The sequence below is a fragment of the Collimonas sp. genome, from assembly GCF_035566555.1.
Taxonomy (GTDB): domain Bacteria; phylum Pseudomonadota; class Gammaproteobacteria; order Burkholderiales; family Burkholderiaceae_D; genus Collimonas.
In genome coordinates, this window is the sequence record NZ_DATMRB010000024.1 from 1 (window position 1) to 15,580 (window position 15,580).

Annotated in this window: 17 protein-coding genes and 1 tRNA gene; 11 read left to right on the forward strand and 7 right to left on the reverse strand. The window is 59.5% G+C overall.

Annotation, left to right across the window (positions count from 1 at the left end):
• Window positions 1-1,065: efflux RND transporter periplasmic adaptor subunit (locus tag VNZ65_RS03655; RefSeq protein WP_325666174.1), on the reverse strand; the 1,065-nt coding region annotated here is incomplete at its 3' end.
• Window positions 1,066-1,506: 441 nt separating this feature from the next.
• On the opposite strand from VNZ65_RS03655, the gene VNZ65_RS03660 reads away from it, so the two are divergent.
• The 5 genes from VNZ65_RS03660 (at window position 1,507) to VNZ65_RS03680 (ending at window position 5,206) form a co-directional block, all read left to right on the forward strand.
• Window positions 1,507-2,130 (forward strand): TetR/AcrR family transcriptional regulator, encoded by a 624-nt coding sequence (locus VNZ65_RS03660; protein ID WP_325666176.1) that lies wholly within the window; start codon window positions 1,507-1,509, stop codon window positions 2,128-2,130.
• Window positions 2,131-2,435: 305 nt separating this feature from the next.
• On the forward strand, window positions 2,436-2,912 hold the full coding sequence (locus VNZ65_RS03665) for a transposase (RefSeq protein WP_325666178.1): 477 nt from the start codon (window positions 2,436-2,438) through the stop codon (window positions 2,910-2,912).
• Window positions 2,913-3,084: 172 nt separating this feature from the next.
• Window positions 3,085-3,160 (forward strand) — tRNA-Lys (locus VNZ65_RS03670).
• Window positions 3,161-3,539: 379 nt separating this feature from the next.
• On the forward strand, window positions 3,540-3,764 hold the full coding sequence (locus tag VNZ65_RS03675) for a hypothetical protein (RefSeq protein ID WP_325666180.1): 225 nt from the start codon (window positions 3,540-3,542) through the stop codon (window positions 3,762-3,764).
• Between the two features lie 263 nt (window positions 3,765-4,027).
• A complete protein-coding gene (locus VNZ65_RS03680; RefSeq protein ID WP_325666182.1) occupies window positions 4,028-5,206 on the forward strand; it encodes an acyltransferase in 1,179 nt (392 codons plus the stop codon).
• Here the strand turns inward: VNZ65_RS03680 and VNZ65_RS03685 are convergent.
• Window positions 5,203-5,754, reverse strand: a complete 552-nt coding sequence (locus VNZ65_RS03685; protein ID WP_325666184.1) for a GNAT family N-acetyltransferase — start codon at window positions 5,752-5,754, stop codon at window positions 5,203-5,205. The two genes, VNZ65_RS03680 and VNZ65_RS03685, sit on opposite strands and share 4 nt — an antisense overlap.
• A 13-nt stretch (window positions 5,755-5,767) precedes the next feature.
• Entirely contained in the window at window positions 5,768-6,334 is a 567-nt protein-coding gene (locus tag VNZ65_RS03690; RefSeq protein WP_325666186.1) for a helix-turn-helix domain-containing protein, read from the reverse strand.
• A gap of 202 nt (window positions 6,335-6,536) precedes the next feature.
• Between VNZ65_RS03690 and VNZ65_RS03695 the strand changes: the two genes are divergently transcribed.
• From VNZ65_RS03695 to VNZ65_RS03710, 4 genes are all read left to right on the forward strand, one after another.
• Window positions 6,537-7,772, forward strand: coding sequence for an RNA polymerase sigma factor (locus VNZ65_RS03695; protein WP_325666188.1), 1,236 nt, complete (start codon window positions 6,537-6,539; stop codon window positions 7,770-7,772).
• A 297-nt stretch (window positions 7,773-8,069) separates the two neighbouring features.
• Window positions 8,070-8,432 carry a YciI family protein gene (locus VNZ65_RS03700; protein WP_325666190.1) on the forward strand — a complete coding sequence of 121 codons (363 nt, stop codon included), beginning with the start codon at window positions 8,070-8,072 and terminating at the stop codon, window positions 8,430-8,432.
• Between the two features lie 20 nt (window positions 8,433-8,452).
• Window positions 8,453-8,854, forward strand: a complete 402-nt coding sequence (locus tag VNZ65_RS03705; RefSeq protein ID WP_325666192.1) for a VOC family protein — start codon at window positions 8,453-8,455, stop codon at window positions 8,852-8,854.
• A gap of 96 nt (window positions 8,855-8,950) precedes the next feature.
• Window positions 8,951-9,424, forward strand: a complete 474-nt coding sequence (locus tag VNZ65_RS03710) for a VOC family protein (protein ID WP_325666194.1) — start codon at window positions 8,951-8,953, stop codon at window positions 9,422-9,424.
• Between the two features lie 24 nt (window positions 9,425-9,448).
• Here VNZ65_RS03710 and VNZ65_RS03715 read toward each other — a convergent pair whose 3' ends face one another.
• Window positions 9,449-11,032, reverse strand: a complete 1,584-nt coding sequence (locus tag VNZ65_RS03715) for a C13 family peptidase (RefSeq protein WP_325666196.1) — start codon at window positions 11,030-11,032, stop codon at window positions 9,449-9,451.
• A gap of 307 nt (window positions 11,033-11,339) precedes the next feature.
• Between VNZ65_RS03715 and VNZ65_RS03720 the strand changes: the two genes are divergently transcribed.
• Entirely contained in the window at window positions 11,340-12,032 is a 693-nt protein-coding gene (locus VNZ65_RS03720; protein WP_325666198.1) for a Crp/Fnr family transcriptional regulator, read from the forward strand.
• A 109-nt stretch (window positions 12,033-12,141) separates the two neighbouring features.
• Here VNZ65_RS03720 and VNZ65_RS03725 read toward each other — a convergent pair whose 3' ends face one another.
• A complete protein-coding gene (locus VNZ65_RS03725) occupies window positions 12,142-12,360 on the reverse strand; it encodes a glycine zipper 2TM domain-containing protein (protein ID WP_325666200.1) in 219 nt (72 codons plus the stop codon).
• 158 nt (window positions 12,361-12,518) lie between these two features.
• On the reverse strand, window positions 12,519-12,944 hold the full coding sequence (locus tag VNZ65_RS03730) for an OsmC family protein (protein WP_325666202.1): 426 nt from the start codon (window positions 12,942-12,944) through the stop codon (window positions 12,519-12,521).
• 254 nt (window positions 12,945-13,198) lie between these two features.
• Here VNZ65_RS03730 and VNZ65_RS03735 point away from each other — a divergent pair, with 254 nt between their 5' ends.
• Complete coding sequence (locus tag VNZ65_RS03735) at window positions 13,199-14,221, forward strand: class I fructose-bisphosphate aldolase (protein WP_325666204.1); 1,023 nt, start codon at window positions 13,199-13,201, stop codon at window positions 14,219-14,221.
• A gap of 58 nt (window positions 14,222-14,279) precedes the next feature.
• On the opposite strand, the gene VNZ65_RS03740 is transcribed toward VNZ65_RS03735, so the two are convergent.
• A complete protein-coding gene (locus tag VNZ65_RS03740) occupies window positions 14,280-15,500 on the reverse strand; it encodes a 6-phosphofructokinase (protein ID WP_325666206.1) in 1,221 nt (406 codons plus the stop codon).
• Window positions 15,501-15,580 lie beyond the last annotated feature (80 nt).

The following is a 15,580-nucleotide window of genomic DNA, read 5'->3' on the forward strand; positions in this document are numbered from 1 at the left end:
GCGCACGATCCGCAGGCCGTCGACGATCGGCCCCAGCTTGATCGTGCGATAGGTGACCTTGTTGTCCGCGCCCAGCACCATGACGTATTTCTTGTCCTGGTCGGTGCCGACCGCCTTGTCGTCGATCAGCACGGCAGTCTCTGCTGCCGCGCCACCGGTGCGCACGCGGGCGTACATGCCGGGAGTCAGGGTGCCGTTCGCGTTGTCGAACACCGCGCGCACCCGCATCGTGCCGGAGGCGGTATCGAGACGGTTGTCGAAAGCCTTGATCTGGCCCTGGTGCGGATAACCTTCTTCACTGGCCAGTCCGATCGATACAGGCAGGTTCTTGACGCCGGAATTGCCGACCGCACCGTTGGCGGCGTAGCGGATATAGGTTTGCTCATCGACTTCAAAATTGACGTACACCGGCGATACCGACACCACGGTAGTCAGGGCAGGGAAGCTGACGCCGGCCCCGACCAGGTTGCCGACCGTGATCTCGGCGCGCGAAACGCGGCCGCTGACCGGCGCCGTGATCGCGGTGTATTGCAGGTTCAGGCGTGCGCTCAGAACCGCTGCTTCCGCCGCTTTCAGGCTGGCGTCGGCTTCCAGCAGGGCGTTGTTGCGCTGGTCCAGCTCGCGCTGTGCGACGGCGTGTTCTTCAATCAGGCGGCTGGTGCGCGCCAGTTCGGTCTTGGCCAGCGACAGGCCGGCCTGGGCGCCGGCCTGGGTGGCAACCGCACGCGCCAGTTCCGCTTGATAAGGGCGGGGATCGATGGTGAACAGCAGGTCGCCTTTCTTGACCAGCTGGCCTTCCTGGAAATGCACGGCGTCGATGGTGCCGGCAACACGCGGGCGTATCTCTACGCGCTCGATGGCTTCGACCCGTCCGGAAAAATCATCCCATTCGGTGACGGTTTTTTCCAGCACGGCGGCGACCGAGACCGATGCCGCGGCCTGCGGCGGGGCGGCCGGCTTGGCGGCGCGGCTGCTGAGGGTGACAGTGCCCGCAGCGGCGAGGATCACAATGCCGACGGCGATGGCAATAGCTTTGCGAGAGAGTAATGGTGTCGAAGTGTGCATTTGGGGCCCCTGGTAACGATAAGCGAGACGAAAAGAAATGAATTGCAAAAAAGAAAACTGGTAAAGAAAGCAAGGTGAACCGCGATCTGGAATGGATAGCCTGCTTGGCTGTTACTGCGTTCCGGCCGGATTCGGGAAGAGGTGATTGGGGAGAACAGAGCAATTGCTGCAAATCACGATTAGCAATATAGAGGTGGCGAGCCGTCGGCCGATAGCCGCTTACTGCACACTTCTTGTCTGATCCTCCAAATCCACACGGCAACTCCCATTCACGGGCAAAAACCGGTCGGCAATACGCCAAACTTGATTCTGTGAGACACTAAATTTCCATGAGGCCACATCTAAGGCCTGATAATCACAATTCAATAGCGATCACTACGAATTAGAGTGTGACTCTAGCGGGGTTGTTTTCCGCTGTCAAGTGGTTTAATATCGATCACTATGGAAATGACACAAGACAAGCCGCGCAAGAAGCCCGGCCGCCCTTTATCCTTCGATAGGGAGCAAGCGCTGGAAAGCGCGATGCTGGTTTTCTGGCGCTACGGCTACGAAGCCACCTCGCTCAACGATCTCACCAGCGCCATGGGAATCACCCCGCCCAGCCTGTACACGGCGTTCGGCGACAAGGAGCGGCTGTTCCTGGAAGCGGTGGAATACTATCTGGAGAAGAAGCCCTGCTTTTTTGCCTCGATCGCGGCGGAAGCCCTGACCGCCAAGGAAAGCATCCGCAGCTACCTGGAAGTGATCGCTGTCTCGCAAAGCGACCCAAACCAGCCGCCCGGCTGCATGGTGGTCACCTCCGCCACCAATTGCACGGCGGCATCGTCGCATGTGCAGGAAGTGCTGGCGGAATACCGCATGCAGATGGAGAGCGGCATCAAGGAGCGCCTGGATCGCGGCATCAGCGAAGGCGATCTGGCGGCTGATACCGATACCGCCGCCCTGGCCAGTTTTTTCGTGACCGTCATCCACGGCATGTCGACCCAGGCACGCGACAACGCCAGCCGCGAAAAGCTGCTGGCGATCGGCGCGCAGGCAATGCGCGCCTGGCCTGATCCGCTTTAACTCCGTTTCGCTTTATCGCCTGGCCGGTCGCCGCCGGCCGGCGCCTTTCTCAGAGCCTCGCGCTCAAATGATTGCCCAGTTGCACTGCTGATCCTGGTGCCGCTGCGCATCGATACGACACGCCTGTTTTTCAGAAAAGTCCTACATTAATTAATGTTAGGTGTGGCTAGAATGCTAATCCTGGGTCTCAGGTGAATCGTTAAACAGTTGTTTCTGCGACGACGGAACTGGTCGATATCAGAAGCGGATTGCGGCAATTGCCAGGAGAGGCCTTAAGCACGAGCAAGAATTTTCTAGGGGGCGTCATGTTGAATCAGGTGCAGAAGCAGGAAATCGAACTTCGGGATGATCAATGGCAAAAGCTGGAGCCTCTGCTGACCGGCAAGCCGAACGATCCCGGCGCCCGCGCAAAGAACAACCGTCTGTTCATCGAGGCGGTGCTCTGGATCGTGCTGAACAAAAGCCTGTGGCGCCATCTGCCGCCGCAGTTCGGCAGTTCGAGCACGGTGTACATGCGCTTCCGGCGCTGGACAGAATGCGATTTCTGGCGCCAGCTGACGCGCAGCAAACTGGAAGACGAGACGCTGCTGCAGATGCTGGAACAGATAGTCGAGTACGGCGATTTGTACACGCAGCGCATTGAACAGCGTCTGATAAGAAAAGCCCAGAAGACCATTTATAAATCTGCCATCAGCGCGGCCAAGGCCATCAAGCCTGTCCGGCGCGCGCAGTTTGCGGCGGACGAGTCGACCTTGCATTGGGTTGGTCTGGTGACGCAGTAGAGCAGGGTGGAACCGGCCTGGGTTGTGGCTTCCGAGGTGGTTTCTCTTGGAGTAGTGCGGCTTGGAATAGGCTTCCGCGAGGCCGGAAACAACATCATTTTTCAGCCTCAATAGAAATTTACACGAAGAACTAGTAAAAATAATAAACAGCAGCTATAATTCGTCCCCTGTTGGGGCGTTAGCTCAGCTGGTAGAGCAGCGGACTCTTAATCCGTAGGTCGTGTGTTCGAATCACACACGCCCCACCAACAGAACATCAGTGTGCAAAAGGGCTTCCGCGAGGAAGCCCTTTTTGTTTTTCCCAACGTTTTTGCATTTCGTATTAAATGCGCACGGCGAAGCCCGCGGCTTTGCCCTCCAGGATGAAAGAACGTAGCCAGCACCCGCCGGTTTGTTACCCTGGTTACAGAAAAATACAACTTCCCCGTCATCATTCGGCCGCGGTCCGGCGTTTAGTGGTTAACAACGGCGACGAATACAGGCGTGCGCTGCCATTTGAAAAGCTTGGTATTGCTTAATGCTTTTCAATTGGCGGCAAGATCCGGATGCATGTGCCGTTGCAAGCAGGACGCCTGCGTTCTTACTTACGATTGAATGGCAACAGCATCCATGAGGACTGGAAATATCATGAAATTCACCGCATTAATTCCCGCTACCATCGTAGCGCTTGCCCTCGGCGGCTGCGTCGTGGCGCCGCCGGTTGTGCGCCCGGCTTACGTGGCGCCGCCGGGGGTGGTGTATGTCGCACCGACCTACGCCATACCTGGTCCAGGCTATGTGTGGGCTTACCATGCACACTATGGCTGGGGTTGGCACCATCCGCAGTATGGCTGGCATCGCGGCTGGCGCTAAGGCTTGATAGGCTGGCTGGGCTGCTTGCATCGAGCTCGTGCGGCGTCGCTGCCTGTCGAAAAATCCATCGTCAATTCCTTCCGGCAACGGGGGCGGAATCGACGGTGGATTTTTTTATGGGCAGCACCGGTTTTTCCTGGGAATCAGTAGACACGTGGCAGGCTGCAAACGTACACTTCATTGTTTTTCGGCAATATCGTTTGTGCATTTACTTGCCGCGCATTCCTTGCGACCTCGATCAACTCCCCCAACGCCAAGCCATAATGCCGCCAATTACTGTTGCGCCTGTCAGGTCCGATCGAAACAATGGCCTGGATACGCTGCGCGCAGCGGCCATCATCCTGGTGTTCATGTATCACTACATGTGTTTCGTCAGCCAGGAAGCGACCTTCGGCTGGGCCAGCAAGATAGGGTGGGTCGGAGTGGATCTGTTCTTTGTGTTGAGCGGCTATCTGATCAGCAACCAGATCTTTGGCGGTATCGTCCGCGGGCAGCAGCTCTCGCTGAAGAATTTCTATGCCCGCAGGTTCCTGCGCACCCTGCCTAATTACTATGTCGTGCTGGCTTTGTATTTCCTGTTCCCGCTGGTAATGGGAGGGAATACGCCGCCTCCGCTCTGGCGCTTCCTCACGTTTACCCAGAATCTCTGGCTGCAGCCGGGTACGGCGTTTTCGCATGCCTGGTCGCTGTGCATCGAGGAACAGTTTTATCTCCTGCTGCCGGCGGTGGTGATCATTGCGGCGCGTTATGGCAAGTCGATCCGTCTGGCCTGGATTGCCCTGCTGGTCCTGATGCTGGCCGGGATTACCTTGCGCAGCTTGCTGTGGCTGCAATATGGGCGGGAAGCGGGTGGGGCGATCGGCGGCTACTATCCCAACGTCTACTATTCCAGCTTTTGCCGGTTTGATGAATTCCTGCCGGGGATTGCGGTAGCCCTCCTGAAAAACTTTCACCCCGATGCCTGGCAAAAAATCCAGCGCCGCGGGCAGGCGCTGCTGCTGGCGGGGATCGCGGCCACGGCACTGATGTTCTACCTGGCCGCCAACTATTATGTGATTAAAGGCTATGGCTACGGTTATTTCATGAGCGGCTTCGGTTATTCGCTGCTGGCGCTTGCCTTTGCCTTGCTGGTGGCGGCCGCACTCAGCCCCGTCAGTTTCCTGCAGCGCTGGCGGATTCCCGGGGCGGCCCAGCTTGCCGCCTGGTCGTACGCTATCTACCTGGTGCACAAGCCGCTGGCGATGATCGTGCACAAGCTGCTGCGCGGCGCCGGCCTCAATGGGTTTGCCGAGGCCAGCCTGATCATTGTGCTGAGCATCGGCGCCGGATGGCTGCTTTGCCTGGTGGTTGAGCGGCCTTTCATGAAACTGCGCGACGCCCGTTATCCGCACAATTTCATCGCCGGCAGCGCGCCGTCTTTGGCAGCCAAGGCGGCAGCCTAGCTAGATGCCGGCCGACTGCCGGCGTCGACGCGTTTATAGAAGATGGTCGTTGCGCACAAGCCGCCTTGCGGCAGCAGGGCATAGTCTGGAATCACGCCAGAGACTTGCCAGCCGAGGCGCTTGTATAGCCGTTCCGCGCTGTCGCTGGCGGTATCCAGCACCAGCATGCTCTTGCCGGCGCCGGCGGCGGCCTGTTCTGCGGCGATCATCAGTTTCTCTCCCAGCCCTTGTTTACGCGCCTTGCGATGCACCAGCAGCTTGGCGATCTCGGCCCGGTGCGGCTGGTTTTCCGGCTGGCTCAGCACCACTTGTACGGTGCCCAGAATCGCCCCATGCCGGTCTTGCGCCGTTAACAATATGCGTTCGCCGGCAGCGACGCCTGCGGCCACGCTGCGCCAGAATTTCTCTGCCCGCGCATGCGTGAATGGCTGCATGAAGCTGACAGACGCGCCACCCTCCACGCAATCGGCCAGCAGCTCGCTCAGGCCTGCAAGCAGCGCCGGATCTTCGAGCGAGGATGCGCGATGGATTTGTATGTTGGTTTGCATGCTCGTGCCCTTCTTATTGTGCTGCCTGGGTGTGGGTGACCACCGCATAGCGCGCCGCTTTGCGATGGGGATTGTGAAAGGCAGTAGGGCAGTCCAGCTGAAACGCCAGGCAGTCGCCGGCTTCCAGCGCGTAGCGGCTGGCGCCGACGGTGATCTGGATGGCGCCTTCCAGCATCCAGATTTGCTGATGTACGCGGGCATCGCGGGCGGCGGTTTCATACGTCACCTGAGCACCAGCGGGAAACTCGACTTCGACTATCCGCAGCGGCGATTGCGGATCCGGCGGCGAGATATTGCGGCGCAGGTATCCCGACTGCGGGTCGCGCCATTCTGGCTGCTCGGGCCGGCGCATCAGCGGCGCCACGGCGGCCGGCGTTTCCTCGAACAGTGCCAGCAGCAGCACGCCGAGCCCAGTCGCCAGCTTTTCCAGCACGACGGCGGTAGCGCTGCTCTGGCCGCGCTCAATCAGCGAAATCATCGAACGGCTGACATCGCATTTGCTGGCCAGCGCGTCGAGCGACAAGCCGCGTTCCTGGCGCAGGAAGCGTACGCGGGCAGCGATACGGGCATTGATATCCATGAAGTTTCTGTAATCTATAATATTGGAATTATTTTCTATTATATTGGATATTGCGGTCAAGCTGCTTATCGGCGGGATTGCCATGGCGGCGCAGCGTGAGCTTCGATGTATGATTCATGCGCGACCGCAATACTCTGTATAAACAGGCAGGCCGCCATGCCCGCGTGCGGGTTTGCGGCAAAAAAAACAATTGACTGAGACGATGCAAACAAACGCTTCGATTGAAGACATTTACCGTAGCGAATCGCGGCGCGTATTCGCTACGCTGGTGCGCCTGCTGGGCGACTTCGACCTGGCTGAAGAGGCCCTGCAAGACGCCTTCAAGGCCGCGATCGAGCAATGGCCGCGCGATGGCATCCCGGCACAACCTGTGCCCTGGCTGGTGTCCGCCGGTCGCTTCAAGGCCATCGACGGCATCCGGCGGCGCACCCGGTTTACCTCCTATGAAGACGTCGCCGAGGTGGCCGAAGCCATTCCCGACGAGACGCCGGCGCCAGACCAGCGCGAGCATCTGGAGGATGACCGCCTGCGCCTGATCTTTACCTGCTGCCACCCTTCGCTGGCGCCCGATGCCCAGATAGCCCTGACCTTGCGCGAAGTCTGCGGACTCAGCACGGAAGAAATCGCCCATGCCTTTCTTACCCCGGCGCCGACGCTGGCGCAGCGTATCGTGCGCGCCAAGGCCAAGATACGCGACGCTCGCATTCCCTACCAGGTGCCTGAGCGCGAGGAATTGCCGGTGCGGCTGTACAGCGTGCTGCGCGTGGTCTATCTGGTGTTCAATGAGGGCTATTCGGCATCTTCCGGAGTCTCGCTCACACGACACGATTTGTCGCAGGAAGCGATCCGCCTGGCGCGCCTGCTGCTGGAGTTGCTGCCCGAACCGGAAGTGGCGGGCCTGCTGGCCCTGATGCTGCTGCACGAGTCGCGCCGCGGTGCGCGCAGCACCGCGGACGGCGACCTGGTGCCGCTCGACGAGCAAGATCGGAGCTTATGGAATGCAGAACTGATTGCCGAAGGCTCGGCGCTGGTCGGGCATGCCCTGGCATCGAGACGGGTAGGCGCCTACACGCTGCAGGCGGCGATCTCGGCAATGCATGCGCAGGCGCCTCGGGCCGACGCTACCGACTGGCAGCAGATCGTCGGCCTGTATGACGCCTTGCTGCGGCTGGAGCCGACGCCGGTGATCGAATTGAACCGTGCGGTGGCGGTGGCGATGCATCAGGGGCCGCAGGCCGGGCTGGTTTTGGTGGAAGGGCTGATTGCCGGCGGTCACTTGCAAAACTATCATCTGGCGTATGCGGCGCAAGCCGATTTCCACCGGCGCCTGGGACATGTGGCGGAAGCCCGCGCCGCCTACGGGCGGGCGCTGGCCCTGACCCAGCAGGAACCGGAGCGGCGCTTCCTGCAGCGGCGCCTGGCTGGCCTGGCCGAATAATAAAAATATTGGAAGTACTGTCGATTCCGCTGCCTGCGGTTCGACTATCTAGTGTCGTGTCATGCCTCATCTGTCGGTATATTGCGCCGGCCTTGACCCGTAGCGCTAGGCGTGCCGAGGAGACATAGCGGGGCTATGGCGGCGAGGCGCAACGACGCGATACGGGTCAAGGACCAGCGAGATGCCGACAGATGAGGCATGACACGACACTAGTGTAGGTGTATATAAACCGACGCTGGCGGCGCCCTTCGCCGCCAGCTGTCGCCGACCATTCCTTGCCATTTACTGGAGACCATCATGAATTATCTGTGCCTTGTCTACCTTGCCCAGGACAAGCTGCATGCCTGTCCGGACAGCACCTGTTTCGCCTTCGCCGAGGAGCTGCGCGGCAGCGGCCATTTTGTCGCCGGACAAGCGCTGCAACCGATCGACACGGCCACCACCATCCGGGTACGCAACGGCCAGATGTCCCTGACCGACGGCCCGTTTGCCGAAACCAAGGAACAGCTGGCGGGTTTCTACATGATAGAAGCCAAGGACCTCAACGAGGCAATCTACTGGGCTTCGAAAATCCCGCCCGCACGTTACGGCAGCATCGAAGTGCGTCCGGTGCGCGAACTCGACATCAGCGATATTGCTGCGGCGCAGGCAAGCGTCTGAATTATCAGAAAGGAAAGATCATGCACAAGCAAATCTTCATCAACCTGCCAGTCAAGGACTTGCCGAAATCGAAGGATTTTTTCAAGAGCCTCGGTTATGACTTCAACCCAAAATTCACCAACGACCAAGGGGCTTGCATGATCCTTGGCGAGAACCTGCACGCCATGCTGCTGGTTGAAGAGTTTTTCCAGGGTTTTGCGAAACAGCCGGTGTGCGACGCCACCAAGCAGACCGAGGTGCTGGTTTGCGTTTCATGTGACAGCCGCGCTCAGGTCGACCAGCTGGTTGCCGGCGGTCTCGCAGCCGGAGCGAGAACCACGGAAGAACCGCAAGACTACGGCTTCATGTACAGCCACGGTTTCCGCGACCTCGACGGCCACGCATGGGAATTCGCGTATATGGTGCCGGCAGCCGGCGAGTAGCTTGCAGACAGGGGCCGCTATCTTTGAGCAGAAGCGGTTTTCCGTGTTTTCTTCCGTATTTCCTTTCGCATTTCCTGTATTGAGGAGCAGCAAAAAATGCAGAAAATTTCTCCATTCCTGTGGTTCGACGGCAGAGCCGAAGAGGCGATGAATTTTTATACCTCGGTTTTCAAGGATGCCAAGATCAGTGACGTCCAGCGTTACGGCGAGGCTGGCCCGGGGCCGAAAGGATCGGTCATATCTGCCAGCTTCCAGTTGCACGGCCAGAATTTCATCGCGCTGAACGGCGGGCCGCAATTCAGTTTCACACCGGCCATTTCCTTTTTCGTGAATTGCGAAAATCAGGAAGAAGTCGATGAACTCTGGGCCAGGTTTTCCGAGGGCGGCGAGCCGCAACGCTGCGGCTGGATCAAGGACAAGTTCGGCCTGTCGTGGCAAATCATCCCGACTGCCCTGGGCCGGATGTTGCAGGACAAGGATCCGCAAAAGGCGCAGAGGGTCATGCAAGCCATGATGAAAATGGTCAAGATCGACGTCGCACTGCTGACCCAGGCCTACGAACAGAAATAAGACGGCGGCGGCAAGCCAGGCTTGCTATCTGGCTTGCGCTGCCAGGCCCGCGGGCGCGGCAGCCTGAGCCCGCCATTTTTTCAGATAGGCGTCAATCGCCGCGTTGTGATACATCTGCGGTTCGGAATGCAGTATTTCTCCGTCGTCGTCTTTCAGCTTTGCATCGTCTGCCTCCCAGGCCGTGACCAGCGCCTTGGCCTTGTTGAAAGCTTCGCTGAACGAAGCGCTGGCCGGCACGGATTTCTGGAAAAACGCTCTGCCGAAATAAGTGAAATCATTGTCGTCGGCGCAGCCGAAGGAGGTGCGGTCGCGGCGCGCGGCGGCGATCACCATGGTGTGCGCGTCCTTGAGCGGGTCGATGAAGCCGCCGGCGTAGCAGGCGGAGACAACTACCACCTTCCAGCGGATTCCCGATTCGGCCAGCAGCTTTGCCAGCTCCTTGGCTTCCAGATTGCGCAGGCTCATGCCGTTTTGCGCCAGCGATAGTTCATAGCTCCGCGATCCGTGGCTGCTCAGATAGAGGAAGAGAATGTCGTTTTCCTTGTCCATCTTTGCGGCGATTGCGTTCAGGCTTTCGCGGATGCTGGTCACGGTCGCCATCGGTTGCTGGGCGACCGTGTTGCGGCTGTTGACCAGCATCATCGATCGTCCCTGGGTGCCGAAATCGCGGTCGAACTGTTTGCGGACAAACTCTGTTTCACGGCGGAACACTTCTTGCGAGCCATCGCCGGCCACGGCCAGCAGATAGAGATTGATTTTTCCCGGAGCATGCGGCGCGATCGTTGCCAGTGTTTGGTCGAGCAGGGCGCGCTGGCCGTATAGCGCGGTTTCGACATTGGTTTCGCTTTGCCTGTCGGCTGCCTCGTCTACCAGCGTGCCGTAACTCCAGATGCCGATGTCCTTGCTGCGTCCGTCTTTCTGCGGTGAAGCATAGGTCAGGATGCCGCCGCCGTTGTAGCGGTTATGCGCAAAGCTGCCTCTGTATTCATCGCCATCGGCGCTGCGGTATATCCCCATGCCGTCCAGTTTGCCGTCCTTGAAATCGCCTTCGTATCGACTGCCATCCTTGCTAACGTAGCGTCCGGGCTGATTCAGCTTACCGTCGGTAAATATGCCTTCGTAGGTATTGCCGGCTGCATCGCTAAGACGACCGGGACCCTCCAGCTGCCATTTTTTGAAAGTGCCGGCCTGGCGCACGCCATTTTTCCCTTGATGTACGCCGTAGCCGGTGAACTCGTTGCTGCTGAATTCCCCTGCGTAATACTCGCCGCCAGCAAGGTCGAACCGTCCTTTGCCCTGAAACCTGCCGTTGACGAAGTCGCCCTTGTATTTGCGTCCTTTCTCGAAATTCAATTCGCCCTGGCCAGAAAACAATCCCTTGTCAAAATTGCCCTCGTAGGTGTAGCCGTTGGCCCAGCGCATTTTCCCTTTTTCCTGCAGTTTGCCATCGACCAGCGGTCCGTAATATTGGCCGCCATCCGGCGTCACCGCGTCGGGGGCTGCGGCGTTGGCGCTGCCGATGGCCAAGCCGGCAGCGATGACAAATATGGTGGCATGGCGCAGGAAAGCGCGCGCGCCTGGGACGGATCCGGCTTTGGTGCAGTGCATGGTCTTTCCTGTTTCCTAGAGTTTTCAGTTGAAAAGTTGCAAGCCGGAAATTTAACACGAGATGTTGTTATTTCATATAGGGACATGTGCTGAACGGCTTCGCGCGCTTGCAAGGTTGACATGACGGGCTGGCGCCAGCTCGCTGCATTACCGCGCTCTGCCAGATTATCGCTATGTGTGCTGGCAGACAGTCTGCGCAGCGAGCTTCATGCACACTGACAGCGTTACCCGATATTTCATTCGCCAATAACGCAATCTCTGTCGGACGTTTTGCGTCGGCAGAGTAGCCATATACCGGAGAACTAGTTTGGGCGCCGTCGAGAATCATCTTATCGAGCTGCTTCCGCGCAGGGAGCGTTCGCGTCTACATGCTGTCTGCGAGATGATCCAGCTGGCGCAGGGAGACGTGCTGTGCGAACCCGGCAAGGCAATCAGCCACGTCTATTTCCCGCTGGAGGCTTCGATATCGCTGCTCGCCTTGATCGAGGGCAGTCCGGGAGTGGAAGTCGCCATGGTGGGACGCGAAGGAATGCTGGGAGTGCAGATGATCCTGGGAGTGACCCTGGCGTCAGTGCATGCGCTGGTGCAAAGTCCCGGTACTGCGCTGCGCATCCCCACCGCTGTATTTCGCCACGAATTGGCGCGCAGCCCGGCTTTGCGGCGCGGCATGAATCACTACCTTTATGTGCGCATGGCGCAGATGAGCACCTCGGCCGCCTGCCTGCGTTTCCATCTGATCGGGCCGCGCCTGGCGCGTTGGCTGCTGATGAGCCAGGACCGGGTCCACGCCGACAGTTTCCATGTCACGCACGAATTCCTGGCCACCATGCTTGGCGTGCGGCGCGAAGGCATTACAACTGCCGCCAGCGCCTTGCAGCGGAGCGGACTGATCACTTACCGGCGCGGAAATCTGACAGTACTTGACCGGCAAGGGCTGGAAGCTGCCGCCTGCGGCTGTTACGCTGCCGAACGCGAAGCCTATGCAGCCTTGATATGCTGATGGTCTAGGTTTGGCAAGTCATGTGGCGCTGTGCAATACGCACTGATGCGCCGGCTGCTGCCGGCCGGCGCATCAAATTCTTTCTATTACCTGTTTGTGCCGGAAGTGCTTAGCGCTTGCCGGCCTCATTGCCGATCACGCCGCCGACTGCGGCGCCACCCACGGTGCCAAGGGCGCTGCCGCCGGTTAACACTGCACCGCCGACTGCGCCTACGCCGGCGCCGATCGCTGTGTCCTGGCCGCGCCGGGACATGCCGTCGCAAGCGCTCAAACCCAGCGCCATCATCAAGGTAATCACGCTAACTGCCAGTTTTTGTGTCGTTTTCATTGGAACACCTCTTTGTGAAAATATCCAGTTATAGGGAAATGCCTACACCCTGGTCTCTAAGGTAGCCTCAAGCATGCGCTCCGTCAGTGCGGTGGCGCACCTAAGGCTGCTTTACCCTTCAGCTTGTGCACTTGTTTTTCGGGAGCAATTGATGCCATTTAAACTATCAGTTTTGCATCCAGAGTAATGGTCGCATTGAGCAGCTTGGATACCGGGCATCCGAGCTTGGCTTTGTTTGCCGCGGCCTCGAAGTTTTCCTGGGTCGCTCCCGGTATTTTTGCTCGCAATTCCAGATGTACTGCGGTAATGGAGAAGCCGCCGTCTACCTTTTCCAATGTCACCGCCGCACTGGTGTTGATGCTGTCCGCGGTCATGCCTGCCTCGCCTAGCTGAGCGGCCAGCGCCATGCTGAAGCAGCCGGCGTGGGCCGCGCCAATCAATTCTTCCGGATTGGTGCCGGGGCCATCTTCAAAGCGAGTGTTGAAGCCGTATTGCGCTCCGTCGAGTATGCCGCTCTGGGTTGAAATGCTGCCTTTGCCATCCTTGAGACCGCCGCTCCAGACCGCCGATGCTGTACGTTTCATAATCGTTTCTCCTGAGGTGATGGTGCGCTGCTGCTGTGCACCGGATGTTGATTGCCGCACTTGTCGTTGATGGCAGGCAGGAACTGACGATGGCATGTGAGGCCTGCCGCCGTCGGTACGATGGCGAACATAAAGCGGCGCTTTAGTGCGAGTGCACGGTTAGATTCCGAGGCGGTTGCCACGAACCTGCATTCGTGGCAGCATAAACGGCGTCACTTCTCGCCATCTGCAGTCATCACCGGGAGCATCAGGTAATGAATATCGACGAACTGAAATCGGTTGCACGCGCCATCGTGGCGGATCAGAAAGGCATTCTTGCGGCGGACGAAAGCGGGCCGACGATCAAGAAGCGCTTTGATGCAATCAAGCTGGAATGCAGCGAAGAAAACCGTCGCCGCTATCGCGAAATCCTGTTCACCACCGTGGGCGCGGAGCGCCATCTGGGAGGTGTCATCCTTTACGATGAAACTCTGCGCCAAAGTAGTACTGAAGGGATTCCTTTTGCTGAGCTGCTGAGCAGCCGCGGTATTCTTCCTGGCATCAAGGTTGACAGCGGCGCCAAGCCGCTGGCGCTGCATGCTGGAGAAAAAATCACCGAAGGGCTGGACGGCTTGCGCGAACGCCTGCAGGAATACCGGCAGCTGGGGGCGAAGTTTGCCAAGTGGCGCGGCGTGATAGAGATCGACGCCGCCGCTCTGCCGAGCAGCTACGCGATGCGCGCCAATGCGCATGCCCTGGCGCGTTACGCTGCCTTGTGCCAGGAAGCCGGCATCGTCCCTATCGTCGAGCCGGAAGTATTGATGGATGGCGCACACGGCCTGCAACGCTGCGAGACGGTAAGCGCACAAATGCTGGAAGCCGTGTTTGAAGAACTGGCAGCCCATGGCGTTGCGCTGGAAGGCATGCTGCTCAAGCCGAACATGGTCATCGCCGGCATGAAATCGCCGCAGCAGGCCGATATCGGACAGGTGGCCGCAGCCACCATGCGCTGCCTGGCGCGTCATGTGCCACCGGCCGTGCCGGGCATCGTTTTCTTGTCCGGCGGCCAGAGCGCGGAGGATGCCACCGCGCATCTGAGCGCCATGAACCAGCTTGGCCCGTTTCCCTGGCAGGTTAGTTTTTCCTATGGGAGGGCGCTGCAGGCGCCGGTGCTGGATAGCTGGAAGGGGGCGGAGCAGAACGTCGCGGAAGCACAAAAGATTTTCCTGCGGCGCTGCCAGCTGAACAGCCTGGCATGCGCCGGGAAATACGACAGCGGCATGGAGGGCAGTACCTAGTTCTCGCTTACCCGGACAAAGCTGGTTTGTCCGGCGCAGGTTTTTGCCTGCGGCGGATTCAACCGGCCTTGTTGCGTATCTTGGCGACCGCTTCGGCACGCAGGCGGAAACCGTCCGGCATGCCGGATCCCAGCAAGGGCCGCAAGTACTGATGGAAGGCGGCGCTGACGTCGGTGCCGCTGGCAGCAATCAGCTCATCTTCCATGACGCGGGTTTTGCCAGCCACCACATCCAGCGCCAGCAATTCATAATTGACTGAGTAGTCGCCGCTGCGCTTGATGGCGACCGTGCCGTTACGCGCTTTTTGCACGGCAAACTGCAGCGCTTTCTCGCCCACTTCACGGGCCTCGCGCTGGTCCACATCCGAAACGCAGCCGGCAAATGAGCGCTGTAAATAGCCAAAGGTATCGCCGCGCACGCGCTTGATGTTCAGCTTAGACTTGATTTCTTCGCACAGCAGGTCCGCCAGCGCGCCGTTGCCCGACAACTGCACATTGCCATGCGCATCGCGCTCCACCGTCTCGGTCAGCAGGCTGGCGATCGGCGTGCCGGATGCATCGTGTATGCCTTCGGATACGGCGATCACGCAGCGGCCCAGGCGCTGATAGACCTCCTTCACGTCGGCCAGGAATTTTTCCAGCACGAAGCTGCGCTCAGGCAGGTAGATCAGATGCGGACCGTCGTCGGCAAATTTCCGGGCCAGCGTCGAGGCTGCCGTCAGGAAGCCGGCATGGCGGCCCATCACCACGCCGACATAGACGCCGGGCAGGGCGGCATTGTCCAGGTTGGCGCCGGCAAACGCCTGCGCCACGAAGCGCGCGGCCGATGGAAATCCCGGCGTGTGGTCGTTGCCCACCAGGTCGTTGTCGATGGTCTTGGGAATGTGGATGCAGCGCAGCGGGAAGGCCAGTTTTTCTGCTTCCAGGCTGAGGATGCGCAGCGTATCGGAAGAATCGTTGCCGCCGATATAAAAGAAGTGGTTGATCTGGTGCGCCTGCAGTACCTGGATGATCTCCTGGCAATACTTGAGATCGGGTTTGTCGCGGGTAGACCCCAGCGCAGAGGAGGGGGTGTTCGCCACCAGCTCCAGGTTGTGGCCGGTTTCCTGCGCCAGGTCGAGGAAGTCTTCATTGACGATGCCGCGCACGCCATTGCGGGCGCCGTAGACCAGCTCGACGTCGCGTATGCCGCGCGCCGCCAGCACCACCCCGACCAGGGACTGGTTGATCACCGCGGTGGGGCCGCCGCCTTGCGCGATAAGGATTCTTTTCGCTTGCATTTGCCTGCTCCTTGATCCGTCGTTGTATGGGCTGTTGCCTGATTCTACCCCGATAGCCCGGCCCGCATTGCCGCCGCGGC